The following is a 16,506-nucleotide window of genomic DNA, read 5'->3' on the forward strand; positions in this document are numbered from 1 at the left end:
GGGCGGCATGGGGTAGCCTCTGTGTCAAGCGCACTGGCACAAAATGTCGCGAAGCGATGATCATCCGCCTCGCTGCAATACCGCGGGATCAAGCGCTGGCGGTCTCGTAACTCCCGAAGGCTGCTCTTGATTCAGATCAAAGTCGTTCCTGATCCGTGCAAGGTGGCTTTCGTCCTCCTCCGCGCCAAAGCAGCTTTCGAAATCACTGCATTGGCGGCAACTGGGCGCTGTGCATATTGAAAAACCTTCAGCCTCGCAGAGCATGCGGTAGAGGTACTTCTTCCATTTCATGTTCTTGGTATTGCCGGCCGCCAGTGTTGGGAAATGCGTGGCGAGCAAGCGGCTGAGTTCGGCCCGATTGAAAAGGCCAAGATCCTGCCAGAGATGGTCATCGCGCATGGCGCGCCGGGCGATAATTTTGGCGAACCGGGCGCTCGCCGGGTCTCCCGGCCGGGCCTGGGTTAGCAGCATGTCGCGCAGCAGTTGTTCTTCCATCTCCGGTTCGACGTCCGTCGCCTCTTCCAAGGCGAAGGCGCTGATGGGGACATCCGGAAAACGGCCCGTCAGAACATCGCGCAGATCGGCAACCGAAAGGCCGGTTGCCTGCGTGGCAGTCGCCTCGCCGACATCGATCTCCTCGAGCGCCCTCGAGAGGACGCAGGCAAGCACATGCTCGTCGAACCTGACCGCCGGATCGATCGATGGCCATTGCCCGGTGCTGGGCGCGTGTGCGTGTTGAAGCCGATCCGGCCAATAGGCCCTTCGAACTCGCCGGCTGACCCCCATCCTCCAAATAATGCCTTCCTGAGGCTGACCTGACATTTCGCTTCCTTGCTTCGTTGTCTCGACCGCCATGTCACCCGCGACCGAAAGCCTACCGGCATCGTCTGCCGCTCGTGGTGAGGAGAGCAACCGCCGTGCCAACTGCGCCGCCCACGACAAAATGAGACCTGGAACGCATTCTTGGTTTGGTTGGGAGCGCATCCAAGAAACGCGGACGACCCAAGCGTCACCGGCAACCCGACACCGGGGTTGTCCGTTTCAGCCACCGCAGAAATCGTGGGCAGGATGCTCACAGCCGGTGGGGAATTGCGAAGCAAGCGACCCCCCCTCGCAATGTCCGATGTCGGACATGCGACATAGCAAATTGAAACCCGCCACCTTGTTTTAGAACGATTTCTCCTTGGCACGATCCATGCTTGGAGATCCGTGAACACTTCACGGACCGGGAGATGAGGCTTGTTGCGGGGCGAATGGCAATGTGGATGTAGCATGAATGCGGGGCACAATGGTGACGCTGCGGCAACGCGTTTCCGGTGTGTTCAGGTGGTGGCGGACGTTTGCGGCCGCTCGGGAGACGGGCGGACTATCCGTGTCAAGCTTGGCGAGGATGCTGGTCGGGACATCGTCGACATCGATGGATATCCGCGTATTGCCCCCGACTGCCATCCCGACGTGGGCGCCCCGGCCCACTTCGCTCGGAGACAAGCAATTCGTCGTCGGTACCCGTTCCTGCGGCACGGCCGCAGAAGGCGGACCAGAGAACCCAAGTCCCCCAGAGCGACCTCGTCGGGCGCCGAAGAGCGGGAGCCTGACCGTAGCCGCTGCAAGGATCAGCCCGGAAAAACGCCTCACCCATACCGGCCAGTGTCAATGTTACGGCGGCCCACAGAGACGCACTGCGTCAATTCCCTTGTACAGGAGCAACATTGATGACCGTTCCCTTCGCGACCTTTCGCACGCGTATTCGCGATGAATCCATTGGTGGGCCGAATCCGTTCCGCTGGGAAGACACCACTTCCGACGATTATTTCAAAGGCAAGCGCGTCATCCTGTTTTCGTTGCCGGGCGCCTTCACGCCGACTTGCTCGACTTACCAAGTGCCGGATTTTGAAGAACTCTATGACGAGTTCGAGAAAGAGGGAGTTGAGGCGATCTACTGCGTTTCGGTCAACGACGCCTACGTCATGAATGCCTGGGGCAAAGCCTTGGGGCTGCGGAAGGTTCAGCTCATCCCGGACGGCTCGGGCGAATTCACGCGCAACATGGGTATGCTGGTGGCCAAGGACAATGTCGGCTTCGGTATGCGCTCCTGGCGTTACGCCGCCGTGATCAACGACGGTGTGGTTGAGCGGTGGTTCGAAGAAGAGGGTTTCTGCGACAACTGTGAGACGGACCCCTATGGGGTGTCGTCGCCGCAAAATATTCTTGCATCGCTGAGAGGCGCGCAAAGCACGTCTTGTGGAATGAATGTCTCACAGGGTCCATTGCGCACAGCCTAGGCGCGTCGCTCGACGGGAGTTGGCGGTAATCATGAAGTCCTCAGCAGGCCTGGTTCAGAGCCAAAGACAATCCCTGGTTCTGACACCTCAACTCATTGAGTCCATCCGCTTGCTGCAACTGGCGCACACGGAACTGCGTCAATTCGTGGAGCAGGAAGTCGAGAAAAATCCGCTTTTGGAGCTGACATCAAACACCAGTGAGTCTGATGGTAATACCTCACCGAGTGCGCGGGAAAATCCCAGCCAAGCTGATGGGCCGATCAGGGCCGAAGGTTCGGATCGGCTCCGGCAACAGAAATCGACGCGCGACACACCCACTGGCACGCCTGGGGAAGACCTTTCGCCGGAGAAGTTTGTCCCCAATCCTGAAACACTGCACGAACATATCGCCGGTCAGATCGCCCTCACAGCGTTCAACCCACAGGAGCGCGTGATTGCCGGCGCACTGGCCAGTCATCTGAACGACACCGGGTATCTTCAGGTAGACCTTTTGGGGCTAGCGGCCATCCTGAATGCCCCGATGAATGTGGTGGAACGGGTTCTGGCAACCTTGCAGCTTTTTGACCCGCCGGGGGTATTTGCGCGAACCCTTGCCGAGTGCCTTGAAATCCAGTTGCGTCAGCAGGACCGGTTCGACCCGGCAATGGCAGCTTTGATCGCCAATCTTGAGATGATTGCTGACGGCGACTTCAAAGGATTGAGGCGCCGTTGCGAGGTCGATGAAGACGATTTTGTCGATATGTTGCACGAACTGCGTGCGCTCGATCCCAAGCCTGGTAACCGATTCCAATCAGGGGGGCCGGAATCGATCGTACCTGACGTGTGGGTCTTGCCGTCGCCCGCAGGTGGATGGAATGTCGAACTTGATCCAGACACGCTGCCCAGGCTGCTCATCAACCAAGACTATTTCGTCGAAGTGTTGCGCCTCACCGCCCAAAATCCGAAGGATCAGGCATTTCTAAACGAATGCCTGGACAATGCGAATTGGCTCGTGCGCAGCCTCGATCAGCGCGCCAAGACGATCCTCAAGGTGTCCGCGGAAATCGTGCGCCAGCAGGATGCCTTTTTGAGACTTGGAGTGGCCCATCTGCGGCCTCTCAATCTCAGAGCCGTCGCCGACGCGATCGATATGCATGAGTCGACTGTCAGCCGCGTGACTTCGAACAAGTACATGCTCACGCCGCGTGGCGTGTTCGAACTCAAGTATTTCTTCACCGTTGCGATCGGCTCCTGCCAGCACGGCGACGCCCACTCCGCTGAAGCCGTTCGTCATCAGATCAAGGCGATCATCGCTGCGGAAGATGCCGCGCTTTCCGATGAGGACATTGCCGCCCGGCTCAGGCAAAACGGTATCGACCTTGCTCGCCGGACTGTCATGAAATACCGGGAGGCAATGAACATCCCGTCCTCCGTGCAACGGCGCCGGCAAAAGCGCGGCTGGCTTTGATGCCGGGAGGGCCAAGCCTTAGCCGCTCTTCCTGCTGACAAAAGCTTCCAAATCGATGGCGTTCCGGCGAGTGGGTTTGGCCTTTGTCGCGCCCGGATCGTGTCGGTCCTGACGTGCGGCGCTCGCCGCGCCGGGCGCTGAGCCACTTACCGAATCCGTGAACGTTGGTATGCAGGCATCAGGTCTGGCGCCCGCCTTGCACGGTGGTCTCAGTTTGCTCCTCGGCAAGGTCGTCGAACGACGCATAGTTGAGGTTGTAGAGCTTGAAATACAGTCCGCCCATCGCCATCAGCTGAGCGTGGCTACCGGTCTCGATCACTTCTCCATTCTGCAGCACGACGATGTGGTCGGCGCGGCGGATGGTGGCAAGACGGTGGGCAATCACCAAGCCAGTGCGGTTATGGAGAAGCTTTGTCAGAGCCTTCTGGATCAGCATTTCCGTGTGGCTGTCGATGTTGGCGGTTGCCTCGTCGAGGACGAGAATCTTGGCATCGGCAACGAGAGCGCGGGCGAAACTGATGAGCTGGCGCTGGCCGAGCGAGAGATTGCCACCGCGCTCGCCAAGCGGAGCGTCATAGCCGCTGGCAAGTTTCATAATAAAGTCGTGGGCGCCGACGGTTTTGGCCGCTTGGATCACCTCTTCGCGCGTGGCGTCCGTCTTATTGTAGCGGATGTTGTCCAAGACCGTCCCCGTGAAGAGGAACGGCTCCTGAAGCACCATGGCGACCTGACGTCCGAGCGACTCCTGCGTTAGATCGCGCACATCATGTCCGCCGACAAGCACGTGGCCTTGCTGGACATCATAGAAACGCTGAACGAGCGCCATGGCGCTCGATTTTCCCGAACCGGTTGGGCCAACCAGCGCGACCGTATCGCCGGGATTGACCTTCAAGGAAAAATTCTTCAGCACCGGATGTCCGGGATCGTAGCCGAAGGTGACATTCCTGAATTCGACGGAACCGTCCATTTGCGGGGAAAGCGCCTTGGCGTCCGGCTTGTCAACAATCTTAATTTCTACGTCCAGCACCTCTGTCAGTCGTTTGCCCGACGCCATTGCGCGTTGCATGATGGAATACTGTAGCGTGAGTGAGCGGATCGGGTCGAAAAAACGCTGGATATAGAACAAGAAGGCAATCGTCACGCCTACATCGATGCGGCCATGCATGATCTTTGAACCGGCGATGACGACGAAGGCCATGGCGAATCCTGTGAGGGTATCAACAATCGGCACCATGACCTGGGCATATTTGGCGGCAGTCAAGTGCGTCTTGAGATTGGCATGGGCCTTGTCGTCATAGAGGAGAAAATTGACCTCCTGACGGTCCATGGACTGTACTGCTCGCACGCCATGAATGGCCTCGGCCAGCGCGCCATTAGCGGCCGAATTGGTTTCGTTCGCGGCCGTGAAGGCATTGCGGGCGCTCGGCAGCCATAAAATGCGCACGACAAAAAGGACCGGCAAGACGGTGAGCGTAAGGAGCCCCAAGGAAAAGTCCAGCCACAGCATGACGACGACGATGCCGAAAAGGAGGGCGATATCACCCACTGAAAGCGCTGAGGTCTCGAGAAATTCCTGGATTGAACTGACATCGCCCTGCAATCGCGACATCAGACGCCCGACCTCGGTTTTGTCCATGAAGGAGAGCGAAACCTTCTGCAGATGGCCGAACATGGCGCGGCGGATATCAAAAAGTACAAGCTCGACCATTTTGCCGATCATGCTTTCTTGCGTGTGGCTGGCAGCGCAATTGACCAGAATCGCGACAAGGAACACGCCGGCAGCCGCAAGCAGCTCACTGCCATCTAGGCCTCGTGGAGAGATGGCGTGCTGGATCGCATGGCGGATGATCAGAGGAATGAGAAGCTGCACGCCGGCGCAGATCAGGACCGCGGCAACCGCGATAGCAACCTTGATCCTGTAAGGCTCGAGGAACGTCCAGATCCGCCGGACAATATTCTTGTCAAAAGCCTGTGCGAACAACTCCTCTTCGATCCGCGGCGAGCCGACGACAGCCCACGGCGGACGAGTACCCTCGTCGCAGCCATTGTTGCGTTCGCTTTCAACTTCGATGAACTGGACCATCAGCTCGCGCCATCATCATCGTTCAGCATGTCATTGCCTGCGTGGGTCTGAAGGTCGTGGAGGGCCTTGTAGCGCGCTGCCTTGGCCAGAAGCTCGTCGTGAGTGCCCCGTTCGACGATCTCGCCATTTTCCACGAAAAGGATTTGATCGGCATGCATGACTGAACTCAGCCGGTGGGCAATGATGATCGTCACGCGATCTGTCGCGAAACGCCGCATGGCCGAGCGAATGCGTTGTTCGGTAGCGGCGTCGACGGCTGCGGTCGCGTCGTCGAAAATAATGACCGATGGGCGCAGCATCATCGCGCGGGCAATTGTGAGACGCTGGCGCTGGCCGCCCGATAGGGAAACGCCACGTTCGCCAACGACGGTTTTGTAGCCAGCCGGCAGGCCCAGGATGTAGTTGTGCAGCTGGGCGGATTCGCTTGCGCGCTCGATCCGCGATTCGTTGGCCCATGGATCTCCATAAGCGATATTGTTCTCGACCGTTGTGGTGAACAGGAACGCATCTTGCTGCACGACCGCCACGGCCCTGCGAAGCGAGGAAAGGGTGACGTGGCGGATATCTTGCCCGTCAAGCGTGATGCTGCCGCTCGTGACATCGTAAAAACGGGGGATCAGGTGAGCCATCGTCGACTTGCCCGAACCGGGCGGGCCGACAATGGCGATGGTCTCGCCCCTGCGGGCCTGGAAACTGATATTCCTGAGTGTTTGGCGGTTTTCAGCGCCAGGATAAGAGAACGAGACATTTTCAAAACGCATAGTGCCCTCGCTGATCTCGAGGGGGCGAGCGTGGGGTGCTTCCTTAATTGCGACATCCAGGTCTAGGAAGCCGAACAGACGCGAGCCGCAGGTCGAAGCGCGAGCGAAGGCATTGACCATCAACCCGATCTGTCGGACCGGCATTTGCAGAACAGTCATGAATGTCAGGAAGGTCGCGAGGTTTCCGACGCTGATCTCACCGGCGATAACCTTGTTGCCGCCAATCCAGAGGACCAACCCCATGGCAAATAAGAAGGAGAAGGTCATCGCCGAAGTGTCGCGCGCGTAGATGTCAACGCGCTCCCAGGCAAGTGCGAGCGCGCTCTTGGAGGCGCGCTCGAATTTCAGCATTTCGTAGGCTTGCGCGGCAAAGGCGCGGACAACGCGAATACCGCAGAGATTTTCCTCCATGACGCGGCTCAGAACCGAGAGCCGCCCTTGCAGTTCGAACCAGGTGGCGCGCAGCTTGAGCTGGGTGCGCGATGAGCGCCATGCGACGAACGGCACAAAACTTAGCGCCAGGGCACCAAGCGCCAGATCGGCGGAGAGCAGAATGTAGGCGCCAATTCCGATCAACATCGCCAACAGGACGGCACGGATCAACGCTGAGGAGAAATACCAGCACACGCCTTCGAGATCGAGCATGCAGATGGTGATCAGATCGGCCGAATGCCCTTGGTCATGAAAAGAGAAGCTGAGGCGCTGGATCTTCTCATAACAGGCGAGCCGCAGCTCATAGGCGAAGTGATGCCGGATCGATTCCGCAAAGTAGTTCTGCGCCAAAGTGAAAAGGCCGCGCAGCACACTGATGGTGAGCAGCAGGAGAGCGGTTATCCAAAGCCGGTGCTCGACCACATCGCCGGAGATGCTCCCACCGCTCCGGACCTGGTCAACAGCGCGACCGAGCAGTACAGGAATGAGCAACTGGAGGGTTGCTGCAATGAAGGTCGATCCAATTGCGAAAGCAACCTGCCACGGGTGCCGCAGATTCATGCGTGTAATACGCGTCAGCGTGCTCAGGCCCTGACCCCAACCCGCCGCCTCCACATGGGCGAACGAATTTCTTGGATTGGTTGGGCCGCCATCGGCATGACTGTTAACGGGCGTAATTCCCAGAGCTGTTTGTTTTAGCTTTGTCGAGGCAGTTGGACGGCTCACCGGGACAAGCAGTTGCTGAAGGACTGTCAGCCAAGGTTGGCTTTTCATTTTGTTATGTTCCGGGCCGTTGAATTGGGGTGGAGCAAGAAAACCGGTGAGCTCGGCCTGGCTGAAAGGAGTCCTTGGACAAATCGTCATTGCCGCGGCGCTTCGTGGGATGATCAGTACCAGCCGCGCCGCATGGGTCCCGGGGGCAGGCACCAGCATCCAAGTCGGTTTCGGAGTCGATCACGCCTTTCGAAGGCGAAGGCGCTGGTAATTGCTGAAGGAGACTGCGGGGCAAGACATCCCGTAACCAGCTCATCATCGTAGTCGCCTCACCGGCCATCGATCTCGCGTAGTGGCAGCGATCTCATCGTCGACCAATTCGCTCTTGGCCACGTTTCCGAACGTGGAAGCAGAAGCGGCGAGCCAATGAGCCGGCGATGGCTCAAGATCTTCAGCCGCTCGACAATGGCGGCGAACGTGTCTTGGGAGGTGGCCAATGTAGATGCCAGGTTGCCCCTCGAATAGGATTGTGGGGCAGATCTGACATGTTGCTGTCCTTCCTTCGTTGCGATGTCACGGGTCATTTGAGTGACGGCCCGCGACGAGCGCTTCAAAAGCCATGCCAATTGCGCCCAAAGAGCCTCAGAGAACAGTTCCGCCAAGCTATTCAGCGCGTTGAAAGAGCCCGAGAGAATGCCAGGCCGAACACCCCTATGTTGTAGCCTCGACAAAGCCGACAAATCGGTGTTGTTACCCAGCATTTCCGAAGGGCGGAGCGGAGGAGGCCTCCTGCCCGGCCATCCAGACTGCGTGTTGCGCGATATCCAACACCTGACATGACCTGCCGAAAAATATTGCGTCGGTTGGAACAAGTTTCTCCTCTGGCACGATACGTGCGTCGACATAGGCGAACGCATCGCGGACTGAGGAGAAAGCGTCCCATGATCACGCTCACCGAAAATGCTGTCGCCGCCGTAAGGACCGCGCTTTCCCAAGCCAGCGAGCCGGCGGAAGGGCTACGCATCAAGGTCGAGGGGGGCGGCTGCGCGGGACTGAAGTACCTCATGGGCCTGGAAAGCCTCGCGCGCGAGGGCGATGCGGTCATCGAAAAGGACGGCGTCAAGGTGTTCGTGGACGTAAGCTCCCAACCCCATGTTGTCGGTATGACAGTCGATTTCCTCACGGGCTTTGAAGCCTCTGGCTTTGTCTTCGACAACCCCAACGCGCTGAAGAAATGCGCCTGTGGGAAGTCCTTCGGCTGATTTGCCTAGGAGTAGAGAAATCATGTCGGACTATGAACGGCGTAATACCTCTTCTTTCCGGGCGTTCTGGCGAATGCTGTCGCATATCGGCGCCTGGACGAATTGCCGATCCACTTCCGTCACCATCGCCTAGGGCAGGACATCGTGGACCATCTTGCCCTAGGCGTGTTCCCGGTCAGCTAAGGAGAGATTCATGAGGCCTATCTATTTAGACAGCAATGCAACGACACGCGTGGATCCTGAAGTCTTTGAAGCGATGCGGCCGCTCTTTGTGGATCAGTTCGGCAATCCTTCGTCAAAGCACGGTTTTGGCGCTTCGGTCGGCGCGGTTGTGAAGAAGGCGCGCCAGCAGCTGCAAGCGCTGATCGGCGCGCAATTCGAAGATGAGATCGCCTTCACATCGGGCGGAACGGAAAGCAACAACACGGCAATCCTTTCGGCGCTGGAGGTTATGCCTTGCCGCACAGAGGTCGTGATCTCGGCGGTCGAACACCCGGCCGTGCTGACGCTGTGCGAGCATCTTGAGGAGACGCGCGACGTCAAGGTCCATAAGATCCCGGTGGATCGCCACGGCCGGATTGATGTCGACGCGTACAAGGCGGCGCTGACCCCGCACGTGGCAATCGTCTCGGTGATGTGGGCAAACAACGAGACCGGTACCATCTTTCCCACGGTAGAGCTTGCTGAGTTGGCCAAGGGAGTCGGTGCGCTTTTCCATACGGACGCTGTGCAGGCGATCGGTAAGTTTCCGGTGGACCTGAAATCGACAGCAATCGACATGCTGTCGCTCTCCGGTCACAAGCTGCACGGTCCCAAGGGGATCGGTGCGCTTTATATCAAGCGCGGCGTACTCTTCCGGTCGCTGATCAAGGGGGGACACCAGGAGCGCAACCGGCGCGCTGGCACAGAGAATACGCCTGGCATAGTCGGGCTTGGCAAGGCAGCCGAGCTTGCCATGAAATTCATGGACGAGGATAGCAAGCGGATAAAGTCTCTCCGCGATCGGCTGGAGTGCGGACTTCTCCAACGCATTCCAGAGGCTTTCGTGATCGGCGATCCGATAGAGCGGCTCTCGAACACCACCAACATCGCCTTCGAAAATGTCGAAGCCGATGGCCTGCTGCTTCTTCTCGATCGCGAGGGGATCGCCTGTTCTTCTGGGTCCGCCTGCAGCTGCGGCTCGCTGGAACCGAGCCACGTCCTGAGAGCAATGAACATTGCCAGCACCGCGGCACAAGGGACAATCCGCTTTTCACTGTCACGCGACAACAGCGGGAAGGATATCGACCGAGTGCTCGAGGTGATGCCCGCACTCGTGGAGAAGCTGCGTAATTCCTTCCCGACCTGCAGCGGATACGGCGAAGGGATTTAGATCCGGATCTTGGTTGAGATCAGAAAGCCGGGCCTGACATCATCATCACCGACCAAGGAGATTGCCATGAGCCATTGTTCCGCCGAAAGGCCAATCATCGACGTCACCGACATTCTCACGCGGCTGAAAGGCTTGTCTTCCGCGGAGGAGTTCTTCGTGACCCTTGGGGTCTGCTATGATCCAAAGGTGCTCAATGTCTCGCGTCTCCACATCATGAAGCGCATGGGCCAATATCTTGCCAAAGAGGATTTCAGCGATCTCACCGACCAGGTGATCGCCGCTCGGGCACGCGCCACACTGGAACGTGCCTATGAGGACTTCGCGACTTCCTCGCCGCTCAGGCACCGGGTCTTCAAGGTGCTCAAAGATCACGATCCAGATCGTCCCGTCACGCCGGGCCGCGCCTTCGTCCCTTTCGATTCCATCCTGAAGCCGTTTGAGGAGTGAACGCGACACCGGTTGCCACACGACAATGTCGTGAAGCCGACAAATCGCCCTTCCGCGAACACCGCTCAGAAGCAGAGCACCGCGTCCCAAAGGGGATCGCGCCGATACTAACCGTTGGCATGATTGGTGCTTGCAGACAGATCAAGCGCTAACCCGCATAGGGGCCAGAGAGACCGCATGCATATCGTTGTCTGTATCAAACAGGTCCCGGACTCCGCGCAGATACGCGTCCACCCGGTGACGAATACGATCATGCGTCAGGGGGTGCCGACCATCATCAACCCATACGATCTGTTTGCCCTTGAAGCAGCACTCAGCTTACGCGACATCGACGGCGGCGAAGTCACCGTACTCACCATGGGTCCTCCTATGGCAGAGGACGCGCTGCGCAAGGCGCTCACCTACGGCGCCGACCGCGCGGTGCTCCTGACCGACCGTTTTTTTGCCGGCTCCGACACGTTGGCGACCTCCTTCGCGCTTTCTCAGGCAATATGCAAAATCGCAGAGGCATTCGGCCCGCCAGATATGGTTTTCACGGGCAAGCAGACAATCGATGGCGACACTGCCCAGGTCGGGCCTGGCATCGCCAAGCGCCTTGAGCTCCTGCAACTCACCTATGTCGCCAAAATCGCTTCCCTGGATCTCGATGCGCGCGAGATCACGGTCGAGCGACGCGCCGAAGGCGGCATGCAGATGCTGAAGAGCAAGCTTCCTTGCCTCGTTACGATGCTGGAAGGCACCAACGAGATCCGTCGCGGCTCGCTGAAGGATGCCTTGCGAGCCGCCCGCAGCCAGATCGTGAAATGGAGTGCGGCCGATGCTGGTATCGAGGACCTCAGCAAATGCGGCCTTCGCGGATCGCCGACTGTCGTGAAGCGTGTATTCGCCCCTGCCAGCCGGGCGGAGAAGGTGGTTCAGATCGACACCGCAGATAAGCTGCTGCGTGATCTCGCTGACGAGCTGATTGCCGCGATCTTCGCCCGCCAGCCGGCGCTGGAACATGAACTGGCCTTCGAAGGTGCCTGAGGGCAAGGAGCTGAGGATGTCGAGCGTGAACCGAGAAACCCCTCCTCCCGCCGGTGGTCGTGCCGGCATGAAAAAGGATCTGCCCGAGCGTTTCAGGGATTATCGGCACGTCTGGGTTTTCATCGAGCTGGAGCGCGGCGAAGTCCATCCGGTTTCTTTCGAACTGCTTGGCGAAGGTCGCAAGCTGGCCGACAAGCTTGGCGTGGAGCTTGCGGGGGTGGTGCTCGGACCCACTGGAGAGGCCTCTTGGCATGCCGTCGCCCAGGCGTTCGCCTATGGTGCCGATCTTGCCTACATCGTGGAGGCGCCGCTGCTCGCCGACTATCGCAATGAGCCATTCACCAAGGCAATGACTGACCTGGTCAATACATACAAACCCGAAATCCTGCTTCTGGGTGCCACGATGCGCGGCAGGGACCTTGCCGGCTCCGTGGCGACCACCTTGCTGACAGGGCTCACGGCCGACTGCACCCAACTTGACGTGGATCCTGACGGTTCGCTGGCCGCGACGCGGCCGACGTTCGGCGGCTCCTTGTTGTGCACGATCTATACCCTCAACTGCCGGCCGCAGATGGCGACAGTGCGGCCGAGAGTCATGCCTTTGCCGCAGCGGGAGGAAAAGCCTGTCGGACGTGTCATCCAGCACAAGCTGTCGATGCTTGAGGACGAGATCGTCACCAAGGTTCTTGGCTTCCTGCCCGATGCGCAGTCGGTAAAGGCAAATCTAGCCTTTGCCGATGTCGTGGTTGCGGGAGGCCTCGGCCTTGGCGGGGCGGAGAACCTGCAGGTCGTGACGAAGCTCGCACGCGCGCTCGGCGCCGAATATGGCTGTTCGCGCCCACTGGTCCAGAAAGGCTGGATGCCGGCTGAACGGCAGATTGGCCAGACCGGCAAGACCATCCGGCCGAAGCTCTACATCGCGGCCGGAATTTCGGGCGCCATCCAGCACCGGGTGGGCGTTGAAAGCGCCGATCTGATCGTGGCCGTCAATACCGACCCGAACGCGCCGATTTTCGATTTCGCCCATATCGGGATTGCCACCGATGCGATCCGCTTCCTGCCGGCGTTGACGGAAGCCTTCACTCGACGGCTGTCGCCGCACAGTCGCGACAAGCTTGCGAGCTAAGGGAGACGGCCATGCTCGAGGAAAAATTCGACGCCATCGTCGTTGGGGCCGGCATGGCCGGAAACGCGGCTGCTTTTACGATGGCAAGCTGCGGTCTGAAGGTGTTGCAGTTGGAGCGCGGCGAGTATCCGGGCTCCAAGAATGTTCAGGGCGCCATCATGTATGCGCACATGCTTGAGGAGATCATCCCGGACTTTCGCGATGACGCGCCTCTTGAGCGGCATCTGGTCGAGCAACGCTTCTGGATGATGGACAAAACATCCCATGCTGGAATCCACTATCGGTCCGACGACTTCAACGAGGCTAAGCCAAACCGTTACACAATCATCCGCGCCCAGTTCGACAAGTGGTTTTCGCGCAAGGTGCGCGAGGCCGGCGCGACGGTCCTATGCGAGACGACGGCGACGGAGCTCGCATATGACAATGCGGGCAAGGTCGTTGGCGTTCGCACCGACAGAGCCGGCGAAAGGATCTTGGCCGACGTGGTCGTTCTCGCTGAAGGCGTCAACGGACTGCTTGGCACACGGTCGGGCCTGCGCGAAATGCCGAAGCCAGAAACTGTGGCGCTCGCCGTCAAGGAAATGCATTTCCTACCCGAAGAGCTGATCGAGCAGCGCTTCGGCCTCAAGGGCAATGAAGGCTGCGTGATCGAGGCGGCGGGGACCATCTCCCGCAGCATGACAGGGTTAGCGTTTCTCTACACCAACAAGGAGTCGATCTCACTTGGCATTGGTTGCCTCGTTTCCGATTTCGCCGCCACGATGGAGAGCCCTTACGTTCTCCTTGATGCATTCAAGAACCACCCCTCGGTCCGGGCGCTGATCGCGGGCTCGGAGGTGAAGGAATATGCCGCCCATCTTATTCCCGAAGGTGGTTACAAGGCGATCCCGCAGCTCTTCGGCGACGGTTGGGTCGCGGTCGGAGATGCGGCGCAATTGAACAACGCCGTTCACCGTGAGGGGTCGAACCACGCCATGACGTCCGGCCGCATCGCGGGCGAGGCGATCGTTCACATCAAGAGCCGCAATCTCGCGACCACCAAAAAGAACCTCGCCCTCTACAAAACCATGCTGGAGAGCTCGTTTGTCCTCAAGGATCTCCGAAAACATAAGGACATGCCGGCACTGCTGCACACCAACTCGCACAATTTTTTCATGACTTACCCGCAGCTGATTTCTTTGGCTGCGCAAAACCTCGTGCGGGTGGACGGCACCCCGAAACTTGAGAAGGAAAAGGCGACCACTGCTGCATACATCGCCGCGCGTTCGCGATGGGGGCTGGTCAGCGACGCATTGCGCCTGGCATTCGCCTGGCGCTGAGGGAGAGCAAGATGACGATCGCAGTGCCGGCCGTACGTGTCGAGGACAAGCTCTATCAAAACCGATATCTCGTCGATGCCGGGCGCCCTCATATCAAGGTGCGACCCCACCAAAGCCCGAGCCCGAACCTGCTGGCGTTGACACGCATCTGCCCAGCCAAATGCTATGAGCTGAACGCCACGGGCCAAGTTGAGATCGCAGCCGACGGGTGCATGGAGTGCGGCACCTGCCGAGTGCTGTGCGAGGCCAGCGGCGAGATCACGTGGGATTATCCGCGCGGTGGCTTCGGTGTTCTGTTCAAGTTCGGGTGATCGCATCGGCAGGTGCAAAGAACTGGCTCGCAATTGAAGACCGCATGGTCGATACTTCTTCTCGACATCCGAAAAAATATAGGAATCTGCCGGTGGGGGACACACGGAGCTGTTTGTATGGACGACACAATGCGCGTCAGGGTCAACGGAGTCGGACTTGGCAGCACCCCACCAGAACCAGCCATAGCAAACACGCACAAAGCGGATATTTCGCTCAGGGGCCTGTACGAGATATCGAAGGTCCTGACCGCCCCTGCCCGGCTGGAGACCACGCTGGCCAATGTCGTCAAGGCGCTATCTTCATTCGTGCGCATGCGTCGTGGAGCAATCACCGTCTTTGGCGTTGATGGAGAGCCGGACATCTCCGCAACAACCGGCAACGTCTATCCATCCCAGTCAGACGCGGGCCGCGCCACACCGCAGGCCATAATCGACCAAATCATCGCAACGGCGAGGCCGGTGATTATACAGGATGTCAGTAAGTCCGAACTGTTTCAGCGTGAAGTAGGAAACGTGTCGAACGACAACGCTGTTACACTGACCTTTCTCGGTATCCCTGTAAAAGCTCAGCATGAAACTCTTGGAATATTGTCGGTCGAGCGCGCCAACGAACAACCCAGCTACGTCCACCACAATGAGGATCTGTGCTTCCTGAACATGGTCGCCGACCTGGTCGGTCAAGTTGTCCATCTCCACCGCCTTCCGAACATTGATGGTCAGCAACTCGTCGAACAGCAAACTGGACCGGACAAACCGCGCGACCAGGAAAGGACCGCCAGCCGGTATCCGTCGGTCAAAATCGACGGAATCATTGGGGAAAGCCCGGCAATTAAGCGGGTGCTTGAAATGGTTCCAATCGTCGCAAGGACCAATTCCACCGTTCTTCTGCGCGGTGAGAGCGGCACCGGCAAGGAATTCTTCGCGCAAGCAATCCATAAGCTTTCAACTCGAAGGACAAAGGCTTTCATCAAATTGAACTGCGCTGCCTTGCCTGAAAGCGTTCTAGAATCGGAGCTGTTTGGGCATGAAAAGGGCGCCTTCACCGGGGCTATCGCGCAGCGGGCGGGCCGTTTCGAATTGGCGAATGGTGGAACCTTGTTACTCGATGAGATCGGTGAGATTTCGCCAGCCTTTCAAGCCAAACTGTTGCGCGTGTTGCAGGAAGGTGAACTGGAGCGGGTCGGCGGAAACAGGACACTTAAGGTCGACGTTCGGCTTATATGTGCCACTAACAAGGACCTTGAAACGGCCGTGGTGAATGGGGAGTTCAGGGCTGACCTCTATTACCGCATCAGCGTGATACCAATCATCCTGCCTCCGCTGCGAGCCCGACCCGGCGATATTCCACGTCTGGCTGAAGTCTTCCTCGACCGGTTCAACAAGGAGAACCATCGTGAGCTCGCCTTTGCCCCCTCGGCGCTTGACGTCGTGTCGCAATGCTACTTCCCTGGTAATGTTCGCGAGCTGGAAAATTGCGTGCGAAGGACGGCTACACTTGCCGGGTCCAGGACGATCGCTCCGTCAGATTTTGCCTGCATAAACGGCCAATGTCTTTCTTCGCTCATTTGGAAAGGAGGCGGCTGTTCGCAGGGAACCAATGCCGTCGCGGAGATCGCCCGTGGCACCATGAACGGAGGTGGATCGCCGATGCCGGCCAGGCGCATCGCCGGCTCGGCGGCCGATGGATGGCCCGACAGCGCCGGTGATGCGAACGATCCCAATCGCCCTGCACCAGGGGCCCGGCTGACGGAACGCGACCGGCTGATCGCCGCGATGGAAAAGGCCGGTTCCGTACAGGCCAAAGCGGCTCGTCTCCTCGGCCTCACGCCCCGCCAAGTCGGCTATGCACTACGCCGGCACGGCATCGAGGTGAAGAAATTCTAGAGAGTCTGCATGTGTCCGGTCATAGTGACCGCCCGTTTTT

Annotated in this window: 13 protein-coding genes; 10 read left to right on the top strand and 3 right to left on the bottom strand. The window is 58.9% G+C overall.

Annotated features, from left to right (window positions below; all coding sequences use genetic code 11):
• Window positions 1–60 precede the first annotated feature (60 nt).
• Complete coding sequence (locus O7A05_RS06835) at window positions 61–855, bottom strand: nitrogen fixation protein NifQ (protein ID WP_337092224.1); 795 nt, start codon at window positions 853–855, stop codon at window positions 61–63.
• 857 nt (window positions 856–1,712) lie between these two features.
• Here O7A05_RS06835 and O7A05_RS06840 point away from each other — a divergent pair.
• A complete protein-coding gene (locus O7A05_RS06840; RefSeq protein WP_337092225.1) occupies window positions 1,713–2,282 on the top strand; it encodes a peroxiredoxin in 570 nt (189 codons plus the stop codon).
• Between the two features lie 31 nt (window positions 2,283–2,313).
• A complete protein-coding gene (gene rpoN / locus O7A05_RS06845; RefSeq protein ID WP_337092226.1) occupies window positions 2,314–3,729 on the top strand; it encodes an RNA polymerase factor sigma-54 in 1,416 nt (471 codons plus the stop codon).
• A gap of 178 nt (window positions 3,730–3,907) precedes the next feature.
• Here rpoN and O7A05_RS06850 read toward each other — a convergent pair whose 3' ends face one another.
• Window positions 3,908–5,812 carry an ABC transporter ATP-binding protein gene (locus O7A05_RS06850; protein WP_337092227.1) on the bottom strand — a complete coding sequence of 635 codons (1,905 nt, stop codon included), beginning with the start codon at window positions 5,810–5,812 and terminating at the stop codon, window positions 3,908–3,910.
• Entirely contained in the window at window positions 5,812–7,938 is a 2,127-nt protein-coding gene (locus O7A05_RS06855) for an ABC transporter ATP-binding protein (protein ID WP_415926964.1), read from the bottom strand. Before O7A05_RS06855 ends, O7A05_RS06850 begins: the two co-directional genes overlap by 1 nt.
• 722 nt (window positions 7,939–8,660) lie before the next feature.
• Between O7A05_RS06855 and O7A05_RS06860 the strand changes: the two genes are divergently transcribed.
• The 8 genes from O7A05_RS06860 to nifA all read left to right on the top strand — a co-directional run bounded on the left by O7A05_RS06860 (window position 8,661) and on the right by nifA (window position 16,466).
• Window positions 8,661–8,981, top strand: a complete 321-nt coding sequence (locus tag O7A05_RS06860) for an iron-sulfur cluster assembly accessory protein (RefSeq protein WP_337092228.1) — start codon at window positions 8,661–8,663, stop codon at window positions 8,979–8,981.
• 193 nt (window positions 8,982–9,174) lie between these two features.
• Window positions 9,175–10,353 (top strand): cysteine desulfurase NifS, encoded by a 1,179-nt coding sequence (gene nifS / locus O7A05_RS06865; RefSeq protein WP_337092229.1) that lies wholly within the window; start codon window positions 9,175–9,177, stop codon window positions 10,351–10,353.
• Window positions 10,354–10,419: 66 nt separating this feature from the next.
• Window positions 10,420–10,800 (top strand): nitrogenase stabilizing/protective protein NifW, encoded by a 381-nt coding sequence (nifW, locus tag O7A05_RS06870; protein WP_337092230.1) that lies wholly within the window; start codon window positions 10,420–10,422, stop codon window positions 10,798–10,800.
• Between the two features lie 177 nt (window positions 10,801–10,977).
• Window positions 10,978–11,826: an electron transfer flavoprotein subunit beta/FixA family protein gene (locus O7A05_RS06875; protein ID WP_337092231.1), complete on the top strand. Its 849-nt coding sequence runs from the start codon at window positions 10,978–10,980 to the stop codon at window positions 11,824–11,826.
• A 16-nt stretch (window positions 11,827–11,842) separates the two neighbouring features.
• The gene (locus O7A05_RS06880; RefSeq protein ID WP_337092440.1) at window positions 11,843–12,952 is read left to right on the top strand and encodes an electron transfer flavoprotein subunit alpha/FixB family protein; all 1,110 of its coding nucleotides are present in this window, start codon (window positions 11,843–11,845) and stop codon (window positions 12,950–12,952) included.
• Window positions 12,953–12,963: 11 nt separating this feature from the next.
• Entirely contained in the window at window positions 12,964–14,271 is a 1,308-nt protein-coding gene (locus O7A05_RS06885; protein ID WP_337092232.1) for an FAD-dependent oxidoreductase, read from the top strand.
• An 11-nt stretch (window positions 14,272–14,282) separates the two neighbouring features.
• Complete coding sequence (locus O7A05_RS06890; RefSeq protein WP_337092233.1) at window positions 14,283–14,582, top strand: ferredoxin family protein; 300 nt, start codon at window positions 14,283–14,285, stop codon at window positions 14,580–14,582.
• 117 nt (window positions 14,583–14,699) lie between these two features.
• The gene (gene nifA, locus O7A05_RS06895; protein WP_337092234.1) at window positions 14,700–16,466 is read left to right on the top strand and encodes a nif-specific transcriptional activator NifA; all 1,767 of its coding nucleotides are present in this window, start codon (window positions 14,700–14,702) and stop codon (window positions 16,464–16,466) included.
• The last annotated feature ends 40 nt before the right edge of the window (window positions 16,467–16,506 follow it).

The organism is Mesorhizobium argentiipisi (SeqCode) (genome assembly GCF_037179585.1).
Taxonomy (GTDB): domain Bacteria; phylum Pseudomonadota; class Alphaproteobacteria; order Rhizobiales; family Rhizobiaceae; genus Mesorhizobium; species Mesorhizobium argentiipisi.

Bases quoted from the DNA above. Each gene is read 5' to 3' on its own strand.
- O7A05_RS06840 (WP_337092225.1), top strand. From the start codon at position 1,713: ATGACCGTTCCCTTCGCGACCTTTCGCACGCGTATTCGCGATGAATCC.
- O7A05_RS06890 (WP_337092233.1), top strand. From the start codon at position 14,283: ATGACGATCGCAGTGCCGGCCGTACGTGTCGAGGACAAGCTCTATCAA.
- nifW (WP_337092230.1), top strand. From the start codon at position 10,420: ATGAGCCATTGTTCCGCCGAAAGGCCAATCATCGACGTCACCGACATT.
- rpoN (WP_337092226.1), top strand. From the start codon at position 2,314: ATGAAGTCCTCAGCAGGCCTGGTTCAGAGCCAAAGACAATCCCTGGTT.
- nifS (WP_337092229.1), top strand. From the start codon at position 9,175: ATGAGGCCTATCTATTTAGACAGCAATGCAACGACACGCGTGGATCCT.
- O7A05_RS06885 (WP_337092232.1), top strand. From the start codon at position 12,964: ATGCTCGAGGAAAAATTCGACGCCATCGTCGTTGGGGCCGGCATGGCC.
- O7A05_RS06835 (WP_337092224.1), bottom strand. From the start codon at position 855: ATGGCGGTCGAGACAACGAAGCAAGGAAGCGAAATGTCAGGTCAGCCT.
- O7A05_RS06860 (WP_337092228.1), top strand. From the start codon at position 8,661: ATGATCACGCTCACCGAAAATGCTGTCGCCGCCGTAAGGACCGCGCTT.
- O7A05_RS06880 (WP_337092440.1), top strand. From the start codon at position 11,843: ATGTCGAGCGTGAACCGAGAAACCCCTCCTCCCGCCGGTGGTCGTGCC.
- O7A05_RS06855 (WP_415926964.1), bottom strand. From the start codon at position 7,938: ATGCTGGTGCCTGCCCCCGGGACCCATGCGGCGCGGCTGGTACTGATC.
- O7A05_RS06850 (WP_337092227.1), bottom strand. From the start codon at position 5,812: ATGGTCCAGTTCATCGAAGTTGAAAGCGAACGCAACAATGGCTGCGAC.
- O7A05_RS06875 (WP_337092231.1), top strand. From the start codon at position 10,978: ATGCATATCGTTGTCTGTATCAAACAGGTCCCGGACTCCGCGCAGATA.
- nifA (WP_337092234.1), top strand. From the start codon at position 14,700: ATGGACGACACAATGCGCGTCAGGGTCAACGGAGTCGGACTTGGCAGC.